Origin of the sequence: Clostridium septicum (assembly GCF_003606265.1) — a bacterium.
Taxonomy (GTDB): domain Bacteria; phylum Bacillota; class Clostridia; order Clostridiales; family Clostridiaceae; genus Clostridium; species Clostridium septicum.
On sequence record NZ_CP023671.1, the window covers coordinates 914,383 to 936,465 of the forward strand.

Annotated in this window: 21 protein-coding genes and 1 other annotated feature; of the genes, 2 read left to right on the forward strand and 19 right to left on the reverse strand. The window is 27.7% G+C overall.

Annotated features, from left to right (window positions below; all coding sequences use genetic code 11):
• Nucleotides 1-76: 76 nt before the first annotated feature.
• The 5 genes from CP523_RS04030 to CP523_RS04050 form a co-directional block, all read right to left on the reverse strand.
• On the reverse strand, nt 77-1,486 hold the full coding sequence (locus CP523_RS04030; protein ID WP_066676923.1) for a VanW family protein: 1,410 nt from the start codon (nt 1,484-1,486) through the stop codon (nt 77-79).
• Nucleotides 1,487-1,703: 217 nt separating this feature from the next.
• Nucleotides 1,704-2,645: a glycoside hydrolase family 25 protein gene (locus tag CP523_RS04035; protein ID WP_066676921.1), complete on the reverse strand. Its 942-nt coding sequence runs from the start codon at nt 2,643-2,645 to the stop codon at nt 1,704-1,706.
• A 79-nt stretch (nt 2,646-2,724) separates the two neighbouring features.
• Nucleotides 2,725-4,284, reverse strand: coding sequence for a sensor histidine kinase (locus CP523_RS04040; protein ID WP_083089507.1), 1,560 nt, complete (start codon nt 4,282-4,284; stop codon nt 2,725-2,727).
• Nucleotides 4,274-4,990, reverse strand: coding sequence for a response regulator transcription factor (locus CP523_RS04045; RefSeq protein ID WP_066676919.1), 717 nt, complete (start codon nt 4,988-4,990; stop codon nt 4,274-4,276). The genes CP523_RS04040 and CP523_RS04045 overlap by 11 nt, the downstream gene beginning before the upstream one ends.
• Before the next feature lie 173 nt (nt 4,991-5,163).
• The gene (locus CP523_RS04050) at nt 5,164-6,069 is read right to left on the reverse strand and encodes a D-alanine--D-alanine ligase (protein WP_066676917.1); all 906 of its coding nucleotides are present in this window, start codon (nt 6,067-6,069) and stop codon (nt 5,164-5,166) included.
• A 207-nt stretch (nt 6,070-6,276) separates the two neighbouring features.
• Here CP523_RS04050 and CP523_RS04055 point away from each other — a divergent pair, with 207 nt between their 5' ends.
• Nucleotides 6,277-7,149, forward strand: coding sequence for a DMT family transporter (locus tag CP523_RS04055; RefSeq protein ID WP_066676915.1), 873 nt, complete (start codon nt 6,277-6,279; stop codon nt 7,147-7,149).
• A 15-nt stretch (nt 7,150-7,164) separates the two neighbouring features.
• On the opposite strand, the gene nth is transcribed toward CP523_RS04055, so the two are convergent.
• From nth to CP523_RS04095, 8 genes are all read right to left on the reverse strand, one after another.
• On the reverse strand, nt 7,165-7,812 hold the full coding sequence (nth, locus tag CP523_RS04060) for an endonuclease III (RefSeq protein WP_066676913.1): 648 nt from the start codon (nt 7,810-7,812) through the stop codon (nt 7,165-7,167).
• Between the two features lie 8 nt (nt 7,813-7,820).
• Nucleotides 7,821-8,525: a lysophospholipid acyltransferase family protein gene (locus CP523_RS04065; RefSeq protein ID WP_066676911.1), complete on the reverse strand. Its 705-nt coding sequence runs from the start codon at nt 8,523-8,525 to the stop codon at nt 7,821-7,823.
• A gap of 40 nt (nt 8,526-8,565) precedes the next feature.
• Nucleotides 8,566-9,558, reverse strand: a complete 993-nt coding sequence (queG, locus tag CP523_RS04070) for a tRNA epoxyqueuosine(34) reductase QueG (protein ID WP_066676909.1) — start codon at nt 9,556-9,558, stop codon at nt 8,566-8,568.
• Between the two features lie 10 nt (nt 9,559-9,568).
• Nucleotides 9,569-10,153, reverse strand: coding sequence for a serine O-acetyltransferase EpsC (gene epsC / locus CP523_RS04075; protein WP_120140508.1), 585 nt, complete (start codon nt 10,151-10,153; stop codon nt 9,569-9,571).
• A 42-nt stretch (nt 10,154-10,195) separates the two neighbouring features.
• On the reverse strand, nt 10,196-11,101 hold the full coding sequence (gene cysK, locus CP523_RS04080; protein WP_120140509.1) for a cysteine synthase A: 906 nt from the start codon (nt 11,099-11,101) through the stop codon (nt 10,196-10,198).
• A 94-nt stretch (nt 11,102-11,195) separates the two neighbouring features.
• Nucleotides 11,196-11,436, reverse strand: a binding site (T-box leader).
• A gap of 73 nt (nt 11,437-11,509) precedes the next feature.
• Nucleotides 11,510-12,766, reverse strand: a complete 1,257-nt coding sequence (locus CP523_RS04085; protein WP_066676903.1) for a magnesium transporter MgtE N-terminal domain-containing protein — start codon at nt 12,764-12,766, stop codon at nt 11,510-11,512.
• Between the two features lie 385 nt (nt 12,767-13,151).
• On the reverse strand, nt 13,152-13,793 hold the full coding sequence (locus CP523_RS04090) for a hypothetical protein (protein ID WP_083089505.1): 642 nt from the start codon (nt 13,791-13,793) through the stop codon (nt 13,152-13,154).
• Nucleotides 13,794-13,863: 70 nt separating this feature from the next.
• Nucleotides 13,864-14,751, reverse strand: coding sequence for a YegS/Rv2252/BmrU family lipid kinase (locus tag CP523_RS04095; protein ID WP_066676898.1), 888 nt, complete (start codon nt 14,749-14,751; stop codon nt 13,864-13,866).
• A gap of 285 nt (nt 14,752-15,036) precedes the next feature.
• Here CP523_RS04095 and pssA point away from each other — a divergent pair, with 285 nt between their 5' ends.
• Nucleotides 15,037-15,558, forward strand: a complete 522-nt coding sequence (gene pssA, locus CP523_RS04100) for a CDP-diacylglycerol--serine O-phosphatidyltransferase (protein ID WP_066676894.1) — start codon at nt 15,037-15,039, stop codon at nt 15,556-15,558.
• A 45-nt stretch (nt 15,559-15,603) separates the two neighbouring features.
• Here pssA and CP523_RS04105 read toward each other — a convergent pair whose 3' ends face one another.
• From CP523_RS04105 to CP523_RS04130, 6 genes are all read right to left on the reverse strand, one after another.
• Nucleotides 15,604-15,948 carry a hypothetical protein gene (locus CP523_RS04105; RefSeq protein ID WP_066676892.1) on the reverse strand — a complete coding sequence of 115 codons (345 nt, stop codon included), beginning with the start codon at nt 15,946-15,948 and terminating at the stop codon, nt 15,604-15,606.
• A 63-nt stretch (nt 15,949-16,011) separates the two neighbouring features.
• On the reverse strand, nt 16,012-16,878 hold the full coding sequence (locus tag CP523_RS04110; protein ID WP_066676890.1) for a hypothetical protein: 867 nt from the start codon (nt 16,876-16,878) through the stop codon (nt 16,012-16,014).
• Between the two features lie 11 nt (nt 16,879-16,889).
• Nucleotides 16,890-17,432 carry a rubrerythrin family protein gene (locus tag CP523_RS04115; protein WP_066676887.1) on the reverse strand — a complete coding sequence of 181 codons (543 nt, stop codon included), beginning with the start codon at nt 17,430-17,432 and terminating at the stop codon, nt 16,890-16,892.
• A 136-nt stretch (nt 17,433-17,568) separates the two neighbouring features.
• Entirely contained in the window at nt 17,569-18,936 is a 1,368-nt protein-coding gene (locus tag CP523_RS04120) for a SpoVR family protein (protein ID WP_066676885.1), read from the reverse strand.
• Between the two features lie 3 nt (nt 18,937-18,939).
• Entirely contained in the window at nt 18,940-20,112 is a 1,173-nt protein-coding gene (yhbH, locus tag CP523_RS04125; protein WP_066676883.1) for a sporulation protein YhbH, read from the reverse strand.
• A 6-nt stretch (nt 20,113-20,118) separates the two neighbouring features.
• Nucleotides 20,119-22,041 carry a PrkA family serine protein kinase gene (locus CP523_RS04130; protein WP_066676879.1) on the reverse strand — a complete coding sequence of 641 codons (1,923 nt, stop codon included), beginning with the start codon at nt 22,039-22,041 and terminating at the stop codon, nt 20,119-20,121.
• Between the last annotated feature and the right edge of the window lie 42 nt (nt 22,042-22,083).

The following is a 22,083-nucleotide window of genomic DNA, read 5'->3' on the forward strand; positions in this document are numbered from 1 at the left end:
AATAATAAAATAGAGGATTAGACTAACCTAATTCCCCTACCTCTCTATTTATTATGTGAAATAATAGCTTTTTCTATTATTCCTTTTTAGTTCCTCTTTCAATTATAGTATCCGTTGTTTTATAAACATCGGTAGATATTTTTTCTTTTTTTACCTCTACACCATTTTCATAAGTAATTTGGTAAGAGTTTGCCTTATATCCTGGCATACCATTAACCTTAACTCTTTGTTCTCCTTCTTTTAGTGATGGATTATCTTCATATTTAACTTGTGGTTCATATTTTTCAACTACTTCATTTACTAATTTATAAGTTTTCCCACCTAAAGCTTCTTTATTACCATAAATATTAAATCCAATTGTTCCATCACTAATATATCCTTCTATATATACTGGAAAGTCGTATGTGTTAACAAACTTATAATCAACTACCCCATAAGCTACTGTAGCATCTAAACCTGGCTCTGAGTACGAAACTGTTAATGAATGATTAGCTCTTTCTGTAGATCTTAAATTTGCTCCCATTACTGCTCTATATAGTGTAGTTGAAACTTGACATATACCTCCACCATAATCAGGAACAATTTCATTTCCTATATATGTGTTAGCTTTTTGATAACCCTTGTCCGGAGTTGTATCTCCAACTAAATTATTGTAACTAAATTCTTCACCTGGCATTAAAACTGTTCCATTAACAGCTTTTAAGGCTATATTCATATTTGTAACTCTTCCATCACCTGTATCTGTATAAGATGTTGTAAAAAAACTTATTTTTCCTGTTATCTTTTTAAGATCTGATTCCTTAACCTTTGCTTGTGATTCTTCTAATGTGAATTTTAACTGTATTTCTTCAGATGGATTTCCATTTATGCTTTCAACTAATTTTTTATGTAGCTCATCATCATTTATCTTTTTACCAGCTACCTCTGCATCTACTGATATATTTCCACCATTTATTGATATAGTTGCGTCTTTTGCATTAACATTAACTTCTGATTTAACTTTTTCCTCGAATTTTTTTAATTCATTTTCATCATAAGTTATTTTAGCATCTAGCTCTTTATTTATGCCTTTACTTATTAATTTTTTCTTTTCGAAAAGACTTCCTTCTTTTCCTAAAGAAAAAGCTTCATTTGTTATGGATTCCACATCATATACTGGATTTACCTCTGAATATTTTAAATCTATCTCTTTATCATCTACTACTACTTTAAGTATTTTATCCATTATTGGAGATGATAATTCTTCTTTTAACTTTAAATTTGCTTCTTCTTTTGTTAAACCTCCAATATCTACACCATGTACAGTAACATTAGGATATATTTTACTTTGCCATGACTCTACTTCGCTTTTAACAGAAAATATGTATATAAATCCCACTGTTATTATTGTTATAATAATTGCTAAAGATATATAAATAGATTTTTTATTTTCTGATATAAAATTTTTATAATTCCTTTTCTCAGTTTTATTTCTGTCGTCTACCAATTTATTACCCCTCCCATCATAATTAAAATAATTGTAAATATAAATAAAAAATTTAACATTAATTATTAATTTATGTAATTTAATTAATAGTATGTATAAAATATTATACTTTATTTTATTATGTTTTCATTTAAATTTAAAGTTACAAAATATTAATTTTTTGTTGCTAAAGATTCAACGCAAAAAATCCAGATTATTCTGGATTTTTGCGTTAGTTTTAAACAGTTACTTTACTTCTCTGTGGTGAGGTTTCTCCGTCATAGTCAAATGCCTCTATGCTAATTGTTATAGGTCCCTTTGGTGTAAATGGTAGATTTCTTGTACTAACTTCAAAGTTTGTATCTGTTTTATCTACTGTACCTATCCAATATCCATTTGCAAATAAATTATATCCTAATAAATCAACATCAGTATTTTTTCTCCAAGATATTTTTATATTATTTCCTACCTTGACAGCCTTAAAATTCCTAACATTCATAGGTTGCATTAATAATGCTATATTATCAGGTCCCCAATTTGCATCTACTGGGTTTTGTACTCCATTAACTTTTTGATCTTCACTATATTGCCATATTCTCCACTTGGTCCATCCTCCTGCATCTGGTGGATAAGCTGGATTACTTGGTACCTTTGTATACATAGCTATCCATAATGGCATATTTTTCAAAGGTTGAGCCCCTCCCGGCAAAGTAAAATTATTATATAGGTCTATAAAAAATAAACCTGTATATAACATTAATCTTCTTCTTGTTTTCTTTTCAAATCTCTTCCTAAACCTGTCTATCCAATCTATTAATGCTTTTGTGCTAATTGTTTTATCTGTTGGTGCTTCTACATCTAATACTGGAAATAAATCTCCATAATTCTTATTACCAAATCCATCTTGAAGTATACCTATAAAATCATCACATTGAGAATCTGCTGTAGTTAAATCATAAGATGGTACTCCAAAATGATATGCTCCAACTGGAATTCCATATTCCCTTGATAACCTTGCAAACTCTAAGAACTTTTTATCTACTCTAAACCTTCCTGATCCTGAGCCTGACGATCTAAGATATAAAAAATCTATAGTTCTAGCTAATGTTGCAAAATCAGCTCCTTGTGTAAATTCGTTTATGTCTATTCCAAAAAGGCTATTAGGATTTTTATTTTGCATTTTTCCTCCAAATAAAAAAAATAATACTCTTTATTAGAGTATTATTTTCTTATATTAAAAGTTACATTTATTAATATATTTATTTGATACACTTTAATTTCACAAAAAAGCTTACATCATTCCCAATGGACTCTGCCCATATTAAGCCTCCATGAAGCTCTACTATATTTTTTGAAATTGCAAGTCCTAATCCTGTTCCTTTAACATTTGAGTTTCTTGATTCATCTACTCTATAGAATCTATCAAATAATCTTTCTATTTTTTCTTTTGGTATGTTCTCTCCTTTATTTTTAATAACAATATTCACATATCCGTTATTCTCATATACTGATACTACTACTTCTCCTGGTTTAAATGAGTATTTAATTGTATTAGAAAATAAGTTTTCAAATACTCTCACTATCTTTCCTGCATCAATTTCTACTGTAATACTTTCATCAACAAACTTTTTCTTAATTTCTAAGTTGTTATCTTCAAAAATAGGAATATACTCTTCTATTAACTGTGATAAAAAGTCAATTATATTTACTTTAGATTTATTAAGTTGTATTCCACTATTGTTAAGTTTAGTATATTCAAATAAATCTTCTATTAATTCTTTTAATTGATTTGATTTATTAAATGCAATATCTAAATATTCTTTCATAACTTCATCATTTTCATATTTTCCATCCTTAACCAAACCTATGTAACCCATAACTGATGTTAAAGGAGTTCTTAAATCATGTGATACATTGGTTATAAGTTCAGCCTTGGTCTTTTCAGATCTTCTTTCATTTTCTATTCTTGTCTGGATTTCTGTAGCCATAGTATTAATATCTTCTGCTAAATTTTTTATTTCATCCTTCCCCCTTTCTTCTATTCTATGTGAAAGATTTCCGGAAGATATAACTTTAACTCCTTTAGCTATTTCATCTATATATTTCATTTTTCTATTTGTTACTATTATAAATATAGATATAAATACTAAAACCGATAAAAACAAAGCTAAAAATGAGTTTTCAACTATATAATTATCATAACTAATATATGGTCTTGGAATTTTTGAATATATAAGATATGCTCTATCTTCACCTATTCTCACTGGATATATAATACTCTTCTCTCCACCATCTTCTACTGTATTATTGCTTTTATCCATAACAGCATATATATCTAGCTTTTCTTCTACCTCTCCATTTATCTTATATAATATTTTCCCATCTAAATCAGTCAAATAAATTTTAGCCTTAGAGTTTCTATAGTTCTCAAGTATTCCTTCTATTCCCTGTTTATCTTGAAGTCCATTTATTGATGTTTCATATCTACCACTAAGTTGTGAAACAATATCATTGGCAACTGATTGAATTTGTCCATAATCATATTCTAATCTTGTGCTAGTTTGTTCCCTTGCCAAAATATTATTGGAAAACCCATAAAACATAAATGCAGATAAAAAGCATATACCAAATACAACAACTAATTCAAATCTAATACTTCTTTCAATTCTTTTTATCAACCACTCCAAATATTTTCTAAGCTTAATTCCTAATGCTGAATTATATATTTTATAGAATAACCTTACTATAAAATTTTCTATTCTTTTAAATAATCCTACCTTTTCTTTATCAATATTCTCTTTCTTTTTTCTACCTATCAATTTTATAACCTACCCCCCAAACTGTTTTGATATACCTCGGGTTTCTTGGATCATGTTCTATCTTTTCTCTGACCTTTCTTATATGCACCATTACAGTATTATCTGATTGCATAAAATCTTGTTTCCAAACACTATTATATATATTTTCAATACTAAAAACTTTTCCCCTATTAGTTCCAAGTAAAACTAAAATATCAAATTCTGTTGGAGTAAGTTTTATTTCAACTCCTTCTTTAAAAACCTCGTGTGTATCTAAATTTATAGTTATTTCATCTATTTCTAATATGTTTATATGCTTTGTAATCTTACTTTCTTCAGCTATTGTAATATTATTAAACCTCTTATATCTCCTAAGTTGTGATTTAACCCTTGCTACTAGCTCAAGTGGATTAAATGGCTTAGTTAAATAATCATCTGCTCCTGTATTTAACCCTAATATTTTATCCATATCCTCTGATTTAGCAGATAGCATTATTATTGGCATTTCTCTTTCTTCTCTTATTTTCAAACAGGCTTCAATACCATTTAATTTAGGCATCATTATATCTAAAATTATTAAATCTACTTCATTTGTTTTTAAAATATCTAATGCTTCTTCTCCATTTTCAGCTTTTAATGTATTATATCCTTCACCTTTTAAATATATCTCTACTAAATCTCTTATTTCCTTTTCATCATCTACTATTAAAATTTTCTCTTTATCCATTAATCTAACCTCCAAATTGATTTATCTAGATTAATTTTAACATATTTTTAATCAACTCTTTAACCTTATTCTATATTCTAAATCTTAATAAAATATCTATGTAATTCTTAAAAAAACCTTAACAAAAAGTAGGGTAAATATTATTAATTTACCCTACTTTATATACTTTAATATTATCTATTTTCTTTTATTGAATGTTCAATAATCATATCTATAAATTTAGTAAAGTTTATTCCTTTTGCTTCTGCACTCTTAGGAAATAAACTTGTTTTTGTCATTCCTGGAAGAGTATTTACTTCTAAGATATAAGGAGTCCTATCCTCTGTAACTATCATATCAATTCTTGAATAAACTGAACATTTTAATGCTTTATATGTGTCTAAAGCCATTTGCTCTACTTCTTTATGAAGCTTTTCCTCTAATTCTATTATTACTTCTTCTGCTCCATCCCCTGAATATTTTTGAGTATAATCAAAAAAATCAGTTTTTGGTCTTATTGCTATAACAGGAAACATTTCTCCCTTAAACACAGGACATGTAATTTCTTCTCCTTTAATGAATTCTTCTATCATTACCTCATTATCCCACTTTAAGCCTTCTCTTACAGCCTCTTCCACATCTTCTTTTTTAGTTATTTTAAATGTAGCAACACTTGACCCTCCATTAGTAGGTTTTATAAAAACAGGATATTTCATTTCTTCTATTTTATCATAGTCTATTTCTTCTACACTTCTTACGTTTAACCATCTTGCTGTTCTTATATTATTTGATTTTAATATTCTTTTTGTAAGATCTTTATCCATACATAAAGCACTACTTAATGGTCCGCATCCTGAATAAGGAATGTCTAATGTTTGAAGAACTGATTGAACTGTTCCATCTTCTCCAAATTTTCCATGTAACGCTAATAAAGCAAAATCTATTCCTTTAACTTTATTTATAATATCTTCCTTTTTATCAATTATTATTGGAACAACTTCATACTTATTTTTATCTATATTTTCAACTATTGAGTTTCCACTATTTAATGAAACTTCTCTTTCTGAAGATATTCCTCCCATTATTACTCCAATTTTCATTTTAATTCCTCCACATTACAAAACTCTTAATATAATAAAGTCTTTGTTATATAAGTCTTTATAATTATATCATTATATATTATATAGTAAAAGTTTCTATAGGTAACAACTAGAATAATTTTATTTGTATCAAAATATTATTTTATACACATAAATATGATATTATGAATTAGTAATTGAAAATTTTTATCAAACTAAGGAGGAACAATGAAAAATAAAAATAAAGCTATAGTATTAATGCTTATATCTGCACTAGGCTTTGCACTTATGAGCACTTTTGTAAAACTTGCAGGTGATTTGCCTTCTATAGAAAAAAGTTTCTTCAGAAATTTTATAAGCCTTATAGTAGCAACTTATATAATTATTAGAAGTAAAGCTTCTTTTGTAGGAAAATCTGAAAATAGAAGAGCTCTTATTTTTAGATCTCTTTTTGGTACTTTAGGAATTATTGCAAACTTCTATGCAATAGATCATTTAATTTTAGCTGATGCCAATATGCTAAATAAATTATCGCCTTTTTTTGTTATAATTTTCTCTTTTATTTTTCTTAAAGAAAAAATTAGTAATAAACAGATTTTCGCACTAGTTATAGCTTTTTCAGGTAGTTTATTTATTATAAAACCTACATTTAGTGTAGAAATGTTGCCTGCTATAATTGGTATTTCATCAGCTATATTTGCTGGTGCAGCCTATACTTTTGTAAGATATTTAGGTGGAAAAGAAAAAGGCGCTACAATAGTATTTATGTTTTCTGCATTTTCATGTATTACAACATTACCATTAGTTATATTAAATTTTAAAATACCTTCTTTAACACAATTAATATATCTTTTACTTGCAGGTGTTTGTGCATCTTCATCTCAATTTGCTTTAACTGAAGCTTATAAAAACGCTCCTGCTAAGGAAGTTTCTATTTATGACTATTCACAAATTATATTTTCGGCAATTATTGGTTTTATAATCTTTAATCAAATTCCAGATTACTTAAGTATTATTGGATATATATTTATAATAGGAGCTTCTATATATATGTTTTTCTATAATAAAAAATCGGCATCATCCGTTACTACTTCTAAATAATAAAAAGATTGCTACTTATTTTTTAGTAGCAATCTTTTTATTTTGTTTATAATATTTACATTGTTTAGTTAATCTACACATATCACATTTAGGATTTCTAGCAGTACAACATCTTCTTCCATGAAAAATTAAAAGATGATGAGTATCGCTCCATTCCTTTTTGGGTAACTCTTTTTGAAGTTGCTTTTCAACTTCTAAAACATTATCAGAATCAGCTAAGCCTAATCTATTAGATACTCTAAATACATGAGTATCTACAGCTATAGATGGAACCCCAAAGGCATTTGAAAGAACTACATTAGCTGTTTTTCTTCCTGCTCCAGCTAAAGAAGTTATCTCTTCCATAGTTTTAGGTACTTCTCCATTAAAATTCTCTTTTAACTGATTACACATCATTACTATATTTTTAGCCTTACTTCTATATAATCCTATTTGCTTTATTCTTGCTTCTAGCTCATCTATACTTAATGTCAAAAAAGCATCTAAATCTCTATAATCTCTAAATAATGTTTCTGTTACTTCATTAACTTTTTTATCAGTAGTTTGTGCTGACAAAATAGTTGCAACTAGTAATTGAAATGGAGACTCATGATTTAGCTCACAACGTGCATCTGGATATTCTTCTTTTAAAACTTGTAATATAGTTTTTGTTCTTTGCTTCATAAAATCACCTATTTATATACTCCTCTGTATTCTTCTGGTAATAAATTAGCAATAGATTTCATTACATAATTCATGCTTCTTTCTTCAAATTCATGTTTTGATTCACCTTCAATTTTCTTAGGTAAAGTTATTGGCTCACCAAATCTAACATGAACATCTGCATCTTTAAATTTTTCTGATGCCATATCTCCCGATTCACTTATCGGTAATAATTCTTCTGTTCCCCACATTCCTATTGGAACTATTTCTGCTTTAGTTAACCTAGCTATTAATAAAACTCCTTTTTTTCCTTCTATCATTTGACTAGTTCTACTTCTAGTTCCTTCCGGAAATAGTAATAAGTTTCCACCCTCTTTAACTACTTTAACCATTTTAGTTAAAGCTTCTTTATCTGCTGAATTAGGTTTTATATTAATATGTTTTACTATTTCAGTTCCTAGTCTCGTTACTGGATCATTTGAAAGTTTTACTCCTGCTACAAAGGTTGGATCATATTTTTCCTTTAATACTTTATCTAAAACTAATCCATCTGCATTACTTAAATGGTTGCAAATAAATATTTTAGCGCCTTCTACTTTCTCTATATTTTCCATTCCTTTTACATCTAAATTAGCATATTTTTTAAGATACCCATTTATAGTCATTTTTATAACTTTTATAAGTAAAGAATCTGGTAATATGTTTATAATTTTGGCCATTGTTGGTGATAACACTATAATCCCCCACCTTCTTATAAATTTAGTCTATGTAATATTATATTTTATTCCTAAAAAAAAGTCTATGTATATAATCCTTAAGATATGGTGAGTCGGTTTTAAATCCATCTATATTTTCTCCATTATATTTCTTTCTTATTATAGCATTTCTTTTTAAAACATTTTTACCTCTCCATCCACATGAAGTTATTTGAAAAGTTTCTTTAAATTCTTTATTTCCCATATTTATTAAAAAATCGCTATTTTCCTCATTCATAAAATTTAAAGGATAAAAATCCTTTATAGTAGAATATTCTACCTCTAAATTATATGGACATTTTTTTTGGCAGCTATCACAACCAAATACTCTACCATCTAAAAGCTTTATAAACTTATCTTCTAAATCTTTTTTTTGTGTTAAATATGATACACATATATTGCTATTTTTTCTTATTCTATTTATAGCTTTAGTAGGACATTCACTATAGCATATTTCACAGTTCCCACATTCTTTAAAACTAGAAATTTCACTAAATGTTCTAATATCCTCACATTGAATTTCTAAGTCTGTTATTATTTCACCTAAAAATACATATGATCCATACTTTTTGGTAATAATCATATTATTTTTACCTATAAATCCTATTCCTGATAAATATGCTATATATCTTTCAGGTAGTGTATTACTATCAACAAAAGTTATTGCGTTTCCCCCTAAAGAATTTATATAATTTGATATTTTTTCTAAATATTCTTTTACTACTTTATGATAATCTAATCCTCTAGTATACATAGAAAAACCATTCTCTATATAATCTATATTATGAAGATAAGGGAAAGCTATAGAAATTATAGTTTTCCCCTCTTTCATATAAATGTTTGGATTTATCCTATTTTCTATACTCTCTTCTTCAAATTCGTTTTCTAAACCCTTTAATTTTCTATCTTCATAGAAATCTTTAAGCTCTTCAAATTTTCTACATTTTATAAAGCCAACTGTATCTAGTCCAAGTGAGGAGCAGTATTCTAGTATATCTTCTTTTATTCCCATCTTAAAACCTCTATATAATCATATCATTGTATATAGTCTTCGTATTTCCGTCTTCATCTACTAAGTCTATTATATCACATACATTTCTAATTAAATTTTTACCTGCACACCCTACAGCTGTAGCACCTTTTGGTACATCTTTAAGAACAACTGTATTAGCTCCTACTTTACAGTCATCACCTAATGTTATAGGCCCTAAAACCTTAGCACCTGCACCAATAATTACTCTATTTCCAACAGTTGGATGCCTTTTACCTTTATCTTTTCCAGTTCCACCTAATGTTACTCCATGATAAAGAGTTACATCGTCACCTATCTCAGCTGTCTCTCCAATAACTACACCCATTCCATGATCAATAAATAATCCTTTTCCAATAGTTGCCCCTGGATGAATTTCTATACCTGTTAAAAATCTAGATATTTGAGATATTAATCTTGCAAGGAAAAACCATTTGTTCTTGTAAAAATAATTAGATATTCTATATGCTATTAAAGCATGAATACAAGGATATAAAAGAAAAACTTCTAACTTACTTCTAGCTGCTGGATCATTTTCTAGTATATTTTCTAAATCATATTTTAATCTACTAAACACAGCCCTTCTCCTCCTTTTGTGTTGAACTGAATTAATAGAATATTAGTCATATATTCCCATTGATATATATTTTTCTCCTCCATCTGGTGCTATTGCTAACACTTTTTTTCCTTTACCTAATATTTTAGCTATTTTCATTGCTGCATATATTGCTGCTCCTGATGATATTCCAACTAATATTCCTTCATTTATGGCAAATTCTTTTGTTGTTCTTAATGCATCTTCATCTGATACTGTCATTACCTTATCTATATATTCAGAATTGTATATTTTTGGTACAAAACCTGCTCCTATTCCTTGTATTTTATGAGCTCCTGCTTTTCCTCCACTTATTACTGGTGATTTTTCTGGTTCTACTGCAACTACTTCTAATTTTTTTATTTTATTTTTTAAGTTTTTTGATATTCCTGTAACTGTTCCTGCTGTTCCAACTCCTGCTACAAATACATCTAAATCACTTAAATAATTGTATATTTCTTCTGCTGTAGTTTCATAATGCTTTTCTGGATTTGCTAAATTTTCAAATTGTTGTGGCATAAAATATCCATGTTGTTTCACTAATTCATTTGCCTTTTCTATAGCTCCCTTCATTCCTTCAGCACCTTCTGTTAAAACTAAACTCGCCCCGTAAGCTTTAATTAAATCTCTTCTTTCTTTGCTCATAGTTTCTGGCATAATTATTACTACTTTATATCCTTTTAATCTTCCTATCATAGCTAATCCAATTCCAGTATTTCCACTTGTTGGTTCAACAATAGTATCTCCTGGCTTTATTAATCCTAATTTCTCCGCTTTTTCTATCATACCTAAAGCAGCTCTGTCTTTAACACTTCCACCTGGATTAAACTTTTCTAATTTTACATATACATCTGCACTATTTTCCTCTAAATTACTTACCTTTAAAATTGGTGTTTTACCTATTAATTCTAATACTCCATTATATATCATTTATAACTCCTCCTATAATTTAAATTTATTTTTATTTAGTTTAATTTGCCAATAATAAATTTCTAAAAAATAAAAAAACCCCGTCTCTATAAATTATAGAGACGAAGTTAATCCGCGGTTCCACTCTAATTAGATTATATAAATAATCTCACTTCAAAAATTAGGTACAATGCCTATACCATATCACTATAACGGGTGAACCCGTAAAACCTTACTAAAACTTTCAGGCTTAAACTCCAAAGGGCACTTCACATAAATTACCATTGAAAAGTTCTCAGCATCCTTTTCTCTCTGTAAACTTCCTCTATGTTACTTTCCTTTTTCATCGTCTTTAATTCCGAGTATTTTAATATACTTTATATTTTTATTATATTCCTTATCTTTAAATTGTCAACACTTTTAAATAATCTATTTTATTTTTTTCTTCCAAGTAGGATATAATACTTCATCAATTAAATCATGAGTACTAACTGCACCAATTAACTGCTCATTTTCATCAATTACAGGTATTGTTAATAAATCATATTTTGATGCTAGTTCTACAGCTTCCTGTATTTCAACATCATATCTTATAACATTTATATTAGTTTCCATAACTTCTTTTGCTTTAACATTATTTGCATTTAATATTAAATCCATAAGCTTTAGAGCCCCAAGAACTCTATCTTCCTCATCGGTTATATAAATACAATATAATTCTTCTTCCTCTGGATCTTCCATTTCTCTTAATATATCTATTATCTCACCTATTGTAATATCCATATTAAATGATATAAAATCCTTACTCATTATACTACCTACTGATTCGTCTTCATATTGTAGTAGTTCTTTAACTTCTTCTGCATCTTCTCTTTCTAAATTTATAAGAATCTTTTCTCTTTCTTCGTCATCTAATTCATCTAAAAGATCTGCAATTTCATCATTTGGCATATTTTCTAGTAGTTCTGCTGCTTTGCTATCACTTAATTCTTTAATAATACTTCCTTTATATTCTGGTTCTATTTCTTCCAATGTATCAGCAGCTAAATCCTCATCTAAAGATTCAAATACCTGCTTTCTTGCTCCTTCATCTAAATCTTCTAATATATCTGCCAAATCTGCTGGATGCAATGTTGATAATTTTTTATAAGGTACTGATATTTGTAAATTATTATTGACCATTTCCAATGATTCAACATCATCCCACATTAATACCTTATCTTCATAATCCTTATTTATTAGTTTATATATGAATTTTCCTAGGCTCACACAATTCATTCTTCTAAATCTAGCTGATGGACCTGTTTCAACTGCTAACACTCTATATTCTCCTGCTATTTCTGCAATTCTTAAGTCATCAACTCGAACAACTTGCTTACCATTAATATCAACAATCTTTTTATCTAAAAGATTTTGCGATAATAAATAAGAATATGTTCTTGGAAGTATTTCCTTACTACCTCTAGTCATTATTTTTACTTTATTTTCACTTTGATAAAAATAAATACTTCTAAACTCATAATCGAAGGTATGACCATCTCTCTTGACTCTATATCCGATAATTCTAGGATAACCATCTTCAGTTGTTACATAAACATCCCTTAGAACCCCTAAAACCTCATCAAATTCATCATACATCTTCTTTCCTAGTATGCTAGTGTATAAAAATACTGATAGTTTTTTCATATAGCTTCCTCCTTAATTTTAGAGGAAACATATACTTTACTATAAAAATTCTATTATATTTAGACTAATGAATCTAAACTTAATATGTCTCCTCTAAAATAGTTATTATTCAATTTTGATAATTTAATACTCTGAGGGACACCCTCCATCTTAAATTCACTCCTCGTTTTTTTAATCTAAATTAACATAATATATTAAAGATAATACCTAGTATGGTACTATCTTTCCCATACTATATTATATTAAAACAATATAAAAAGGCAACACTTTTCAAGATGTTATTTTTACCTTATTATACCTTAATTTTTTTATAAATTTAATAATAAAAAAAGAGATGCTATCTTTGTAACATAACATCTCTTTTAAACTTTAAAAATAATTAATATTATTTAAAGGTACTTAATCCTTTTGATAATGATATTAAAACTAACAATTCTCCTATTATTGGATAAGGGAATAATTTTATTCCTCCTAAAAATAATATAAATTCAACTATGCATATAACAAGACTTAAAAGCAATAATTTCATTCCTAATTTATTACTGTAAGGCTTATCAACATATAATAAGCTAAAAACAGATAGAGAAGCTAATATTATTAAGTATATAAGAGTTGGTACTAAATATTGTTCCAATATTAAAACAAACCCAAAAGCATTATTTATTGATACGCTTATTTTATTTGAAAAAATCATAAGCACATAGCCAACTAATAGCATTGCTAAGAAAATAAAATTAACATTAAATCTTATTTTTTCATCTCTTAAGAAAATAAATAAAGCTGCTAATATTATTAGCGGAATACTAAAATAATTTAAAAATATTATATGTCTTAATAAATAAATAACTGAATGTTTTTCTATTACAACACCTAATATTAATACTAAATATCTTAAAACCAAAGGTATTAAAGATATTGTAACAAATAACTTTATCTTTTTAGGTGATGATTTTATATTTTTCTTTATTAAGTATAAAATTAATATAGTTATAAATAATAATACACATAAGTAGCTAAATCCTATCAATTCCCACTTCCTATCCTTTCATAGTACTATTACTTATAATTATTAATACAATTTATATTTTATTCTATATTTAATTTATTTTTACGCCTAAAATTTTTAGTCCACCTTTTATACATTTTATATTTAATGGGAAATCCGGTCCCTTTTCTCCATCAATATCAGTAACTATATTTTCATCACATTCTATAAATAAATTATTTGTTTTAAAATATATTACATTATTAGAATCTAAATGTTCCCCTTTTAAAACTTTAACAAATAATGGTATAAGTTCTATTATAGGAATAGCTTTAAATATTATTACATCAAGCATCCCATCACTAGCATCTGCTCTAGTAGCTAATTTAAAGTTTCCTGCCGTTTGTCCATTAAATACCAACATAAAATATATTTGTCCATCATAGTGGCATTCTTCTGAGTGTATACGAATTTTTAATTTTCTAAAATTAGGTAGTTCTTCAAGACCTTTTAAGTAATATGCAAGTTTACCTATAGTATTTTTTAAGTTAACATCTGTTTTTTGTGAAATATCTGTAAAAAGACCTGTACTTGCAACATTTACAAAATATTTATCATTTATACTTCCAAGATCAACTGTTGTTACTTCTGATTCTAATATTTGTTTGCAAGCTTTCACAATATCTGATGGCATCCCAAGAAATTTACCAAAATCATTTGCAGTTCCTACTGGCAGTATTCCTATTGGAATGGATATCCCACACTTAGCCATAGCATTAACTACTGTATCTATAGTCCCATCACCACCAGCAATTAATACATAATAATAACTACTTTCTTTAAAATCTTCAAAAGCTTTAATTACATCAACATCCCTTTCTATTCTATAAGGGATAATAGTATATCCTGCTTCCTGATGTATTTTTATAATCTTATCTAATTTATCTAATATAGCATTTTCTCCCGAATATGGATTATAAATAAATTTTACCTTCTTCACAATATTCCCTCCTAGGCGAAATTGATTAAATTATATCATTTATACCAAATACTGTCGAGTTTACGTATATATTATTATGATTAAATTATACTAATTATCACAAACTATCTTTAAATAGTATATTACTATTTATATTATCTATATATCAATAAATTTCTTAAATTTATTTTAATATTTTATATTTCCAATAAATCACTTATAATTCATATTCTTTTGTGTTATAATATTATTTTGAAAAATGAAAATTAAACTTTTAAATTTAAAGTTTAATACGGGAGTGATAGTATGAGAAAAAGTTGTATTCCAAACTTATTTACATTTATTAACTTATCCTGCGGTATTATATCTATTTTATGTACTTTTGATAAAAATTATTTATTAGCTTGTGTCTTTATATTAGTTGCTGGGCTTGTAGATAGATATGATGGAAGAGTAGCTAGATGGCTAGATGTTTCAAGTGATTTAGGTAAAGAATTAGATTCTTTAGCTGATTTAGTATCATTTGGTGTTGCTCCATCAATATTAGTATTCATATTATATAATTTAAGAGAAGTTGGCCCTGGTGGGATAATAGGATTAGTTGTTTTACTTACTTTCCCAATATGTGGTGCATTTAGACTTGCTAGATATAATGCTACAGATTTTGATGGTTCTTTTAGAGGTGTTCCTATTACAATAGCAGGAGCATTTATGGCATTATTTGTTTTATTGACATTAAACTTTTCAATAAGTGTATGGATTTTAATAGCATTAATGTTATCAGGTTCATATTTAATGGTTAGTACATTTGAAATAAAAAAATTATAATAAAACTCCCTTATTTAGGGAGTTTTATTTATATACTTCATATATTTATTCATCTCTTTCTGAATTATCAAAATCTAATTCATAATCTACTTCTGTTAATACATTATTCTTGTCTGTTTGAGCTTTAACATATTTACTCATAATTGTACAATATTTAAAATAAGAACCTCCACAATCTTGAACAGTATCTAATAAATCATCTATAACATCTCCAAGTTTATTTGCCCTATCTATCGCATCTTTTACGTCACTTTTTTTTGCTAATGATATACTATATAATTCACTTGCTCCTGCAATTAAAAGTCTATAAGAGTTAACCATACTATTTAAAAGGGAATTAAGATTATTTAAATCATCATAATGATCTTTTATTAATTCTCTATATGCCATAAAACCTCTCCTCTTCATATAAAGAAACCGCATTATTTATATGAATAACAATGCGGTTTATTGCTAGTTGGTAATTACTGAATAAATATATTCATTATCTATTTCTGATATTAAATTATCTTTATAAAGAATTTTCTTTTGCATTTCCTTTAAATCTACTTCTTTATCATCTTCATAATTTTCATCATCTGAAATTCTATTACACATTAAAAGCTTACAATTATTACAAAAATTACTCTTTATCTTATCTAAGTGCATTTCTATTAATTCTTCTATATTATTTCCATTATATTTATTTGGACATCCCATATTATTTATATGATACATTAATATAACTTTTAAATATATTAATATTACATTAAGCTCTTCTGCTGGTTCCATATTAGATGTAATTTCATTTAAAAATGCAAAATTATCCTTAGTTATATTTATTAACTTATCCTTTAACTTAGCTTTTTCCCCATTGGTAAATTCAGTACCTACTGCTGATTTATTTACATAAGCATATTTTTGAATATGCTGCTTAATAATATCTTCTATTCTATCTAAATGTTCATCTAAATTATCTTCGAAATTCTTTCCATTTATACTTACCTTATTTAAATTACATAGATTCTGTTTAATATTAATGTTATTAATTATAGCCTTCTCAATAACATTAATATGAATATCTATTAATTCCTCATTTTGAACCTTTTTAAATTCTTCCTTTTCTGGCTGTAATGATGTATTTACTTTTTCTTTTATAACATTTTCTGCATATTTTTTTTGGTAAGTTTCGGCTCCTTCTCCTCTAGACATATTTTCATTTATATTAATTTTTTCTCTTGTATTTGTATCATATTCCATTTGTCCTGTTTCTGAATCTAATTCAAAATTATCACTAAAAAGCACTGGGATAAAAAAATCCTTTGGCATTGAAATAAACATAAGTTCCCTCCTTAAACATTTGTTATTTCACAGTATGGTTTAAAATAAGCTCTAGGGTACTTACATAAAGGACAAACTAATGGTGCATCCATTCCCTCATGAATATATCCACAGTTCATGCAAATCCACTTAGACTCTTCTGGCCCTTTAAACATGGTTCCATCTTCTAATTTATCAAATAAATTTTTAAATCTTTCTTCATGATGCTCTTCCACTTCTCTTAGCTCTTTATAAAAATCAGCTATATCCATGAACCCCTCTTCTCTAGCTTCAATTTCAAAATTCTTATATAATACCTTATACTCTTCTGTTTCACCCATTATGGCATCAATTAAATTTTCCTTAGTTGTTCCAAGCAACCCTAAATATTTATTATATACTTCTCTAGCATGTGCAAACTCATTATGAGCTGTTGTATCAAATATTTCTCCAACCCATTGATACCCGTCTTTTCTTGCTTTCTCTGCATATAAATTATATTTATTTCTTGCCCTTGATTCACCAGCAAAAGTTCTATATAGATTCTTTTCAGTTTTACTTCCTTTTAACTCCATTGTATTCTCCTAAAAAAATATTTCTCTTTATAAATTATTCATGACATCAGCTTTTGTTACAGCAATAAGTACTCTATAATCTAAAAAACAGATGATATATAAAACATACATCATCTGTTTTTAACAAACCTTAAACTTAATCTACAAATACTCTTCTGTCATCGCAGATTATTTCTATTTCTTTTCCATCTTTCGTTTTAGTTCTAAGCACAACCCTATGCTTCCATAAATCATAAATATATTTCAATGTTTCCTTTGCATAAGATATTTCTAGTTCCCGTCCATCAAAAGAATGTTCCAATGTTAATGAATAATCTTTTTTATTTAATTCTATAACTCTTATATAAGGTATAGATCCAACTCCACAGTTTGAAGCTAAATTATCTCTTATAGTTTTCCAACCTTCTTCATCAGACACTTCATCTATAACAAATTCAAAACTTCTCTTTGCAAATTGGAATAAGTTTAGCTCTTCACATAACTCTTGAGTTAAATATTTTCTTAAAAACGAATTATCTCTTTCAAGCTGTCTTACCTCGAATATTTTCTCTCTTCCATACCTTTTTTCTATATCTTCAAATATCCTAAATCCTATATAATAAGGATTCAAACCTCCTATTACAGGTGCAACTACATCATTATGTCTTTTTAAAAATTCAAAATATAGACCTTCATCTAAATCTAATTCTTTTAATATATTATAATGCCAAAAACTAGCCCATCCTTCATTCATTATTTTGGTTTCTATTTGAGGCATAAAATATTTTGTTTCCCTCTTTACAATTTTTAATATAGATTTTTCCCATTCCTCTAAACCACTATACTTTATTATAAATCCCATAACATCATCACAAGGCTCTAATGGAACTTTACTTATATCAGGCATTGGTATCTCTTTATTTTTGTCTAAAATACTTCTATTTTCTATTTCATTATTATAGTCACCTATAATATTTTCCCTGATTTCTTCTTGAGTTAATTCCTTAACACCTATAACTCTAGGGATTTGAAATTTTATTGCATGAGCTGCATCTAAAATCTTTTCAACTCTTTCATAACCTATATTAGGATTATTTATATATCCTCGTATTATTTCTGCATCTAATTTAAACATTTCTAATGAATTTTTAGCTTTAGTTCCTTCTATAAATAATCTATTATTTGCAAAAAAATCATTATGACCATAAACATGTGCCATAGTTAATATTTGTAATAACAAAGTGTTTTCTCTCATTAAATAAGCTAAACAAGGGTTTGAATTTATAACCATCTCATAGGGCAAGCCTGTCATATTAAGGGAATACAGAGTCTTATTTTTATCATATGCCTTCCCGTAACTCCAGTGCGGATACTTTGATGGCATACCTACATAAGCTTCATATCCTAACATTTCATTAAAACCTATTATTTCAAACTCTTGAGGATAAAAATTCAAACCAACTTCTATAGCTTTTTTTTCTATAGTCTCATTCCAAACCTCTAAATCCTTAAGACTGTATTCCACCCCTTATTCCTCCTTTAACTCCTTGCATAGCATAACTTTTAAGGCTTCCCAAAGATCCTTCTTTTCCTTTACAATTACAGCTTGAAAGTTTTTGCAATTTATGTCCTTCTCAAATCTATAATACATAGTTGTAGAATATGTTGATGGTAAAAGCTCTGCATAACCAAACATATTACTTACTTGGCATAATTCTTTAACTGCAATTATAGCTCTTTCATTATCTTCACTCCAGTTATCCCCATCACTAGCGTATATAGGATAAATATTCCACATTTCTGGTGGATACTTTTCTTTTATTAAATCTAATGCAACATTCAATCCACTAGATATATAAGTTCCTCCGGATTCTGCTTTATGAAAAAATTCATATTCATTAACTTGTTTTGCAACAGTTGTATGGGAAACAAATTCAAAAGCTATATTGTTATATTTTCTTTTAATAAATCTAGATAAAACAAAGAAAAATGATCTTGCCAAATATTTTTTAGTAGAATCCATTGATCCAGATACATCCATAATAAATATCATAACAGCGTTACTTTCCTTTTTAGGCTTCTTTTTAACCTTATAATACCTAAGGTCATCTTCCCTAAATGGAAATCTTTCTATTTCAGTATCTATCCCAGCTTCCATTAAGGCTCTTTTTTTACCTTGTTTTCTAGCTATTTTAGACATTACAGTTTTCTTTTTAGCAAGCCTCGGATTAATACCATATCTTTGATATCCCCTTTTTCTACCTGAACTCTCCGTAATTATATCTGAATACTTTTTCCTATCTAAATTGGGTAAATCAAGATCTTCTATAATATAATCCATAAGCTCTTCTAAAGTTATCTCAGTATCGTAAATATCATCTCCCCTAGCATTTCCAGCTCCTTGATTTCCATTTTTGCCGCTAGGACTTCCATCACCTATTTTATCTCCCCGCTTTTCTTCTCCTGTCCCTGTTGCTACCCCTTTATTATTTCTCCCAAAAACAAATTGATATTCTTTTATACCTCTAATTGGAATTCTAAATTTTTTATTTTTACTTTCTCCTATAATACTTTCTTCTGATAGAATATCTCCTAGATTTTCCTTTATGGATTTCTCTACTAATTGTCTATGCCTTCTTCTATCTTCTACTGATCGATCATGCTCTAATGGATTATCAGACGCATCCCTAAAAATGGCCATTTCTTATCAATCCTTCCATAAGTTGTTTGCTGCATACTTAAGTATTACATCACAACAATGTAGACAATATCCATTCTTTTGCATTTCTTCAACCATAGTATTATATTTTTCTTTTTGTTCTTCATCTCTAACTCTAGATTTAGTTATTATTCTAGATAAATCTTTAACTGAAGCCATAAGTTTCTTTTCTATAGCCTCTTTTAATGGTTCATAAGAAATGTATTCTATTTTCCCACCATTTCTAACTAAATAGAACATATATGATGTAACATCTGCTCTAAATCCTTTAGATGAGCTTTCTGATACACCTATTTGCTCTTCTATACTTCTCATAAAATCTTCATCTGGATTTAATTCTTCTCCAGTTGAAACATCCTTTATTTTACTCTTATTTACAAAAGCTTCAGCATTATCAATATAATTATTAAATAAACTATCAGCTTGTTCTCTAAATGAATGTATAAATGCTTTTGTAATTTCTTTTTCTAATATCTTATTATATTCTTTTCTAATTGTATCTTGAATAAATCCTAAATACTTCTTCTTGTCTTCTGCTGAAATATCCATTTCTTTAACAGACTTAATTATACTTTCCATAATACTTAAAGGATTTATGCAATCATGTTCTGAGTTTGAAAGTGCATTGTCTATAGCTTTAATTATAAATCTTGTACTAATCCCCTTCATTCCTTCATATGGACCTGCTTCTTCTCTAAGCTCCATTATGTCTATTCTCTTTGTTGTACCCTTTTCTACTATTTCTTCACCGTTGTATATCTTAAGCTTTGTCATAGGGTCTATTTTAGCTGATGGAGCCAACCTAGAGAGAATAGCAAACATAGCTGCAATTTCTATTGTATGAGGCGATATGTGAGCTTTAAAATTACTCTTATTTAAAATCTTATTATATATTTTTATTTCTTCATCAAGCTCTAAACAATATGGAACTTCCACTTTAACAATTCTATCTAAAATTGCTTCATTTGTATGATCTGACTTAAATTTATTCCATTCCGCTTCATTTGAATGAGCTATAATTACACCATCAAAGTAAATCATTGATCCTTTACCTGGTGATGGAACTAACTTTTCTTGAGTAGCTGTAATTATGGTATGAAGATACTCAACGTCATTTTTAAATACTTCAATAAATTCAACTAATCCCCTATTTCCTACATTAAAAGCACCATTTAATGAAAATATTCTTGGGTCATCTTCTGGATACATATCCATTTTTGAAATATCAATAGATCCTGTTAAAATAGATGTATCTTGATTATTTGGATCAACTGGTGGTACAACTCCAATTCCTTTTCTTGACCTAATAGAAAAGTCCTTTCTTACTACTGGAAAATTTTCATATTCTCCATTAAACTCATTCATTAATCTATATTTACAAACAGGACATAAATCTCCTTCTATTTGTACACCTAATAACTCTTCAAATTTCCCTCTTAAATGTCTTGGTATTAAATGTAACGGTTCTTCATGCATAGGACATCCTTCAAGTGTATAAATAGGTTCACACTCTACAAGTGATTTCTTAAGTGCCTCAACTAGAGAGGATTTACCTGCTCCAACTGGTCCAACTAGATATAAAACTTGTCTAGCTTCTTCCCCTTTCATAGATGCAGAATTAAAATAATTTACTATTTTCATAATTACTTTGTCAATACCAAAAAAGTCGTCTTTAAAGAATCCATATCTTCTTATTACGTCATTTCCATATATTCTCTTTATCTTAGGGATTTCTTCACCCTTTAATACTTCTATACCCTTACTAACAATCATATCGTAAATACGCTTATGAGAAAGCTTTGCTAGATCTGGATTCTCTTTTAATAGTTCTAAATAATCAAGAAAAGTTCCTTCAAATTTTTCTTTGTTATGGCTCTCCCTATCGTTTTGGATAAACTCTTTGAAGTTCATACTACTCCCCCCTTTTAATTAAAATATATTCATTAATAGTGC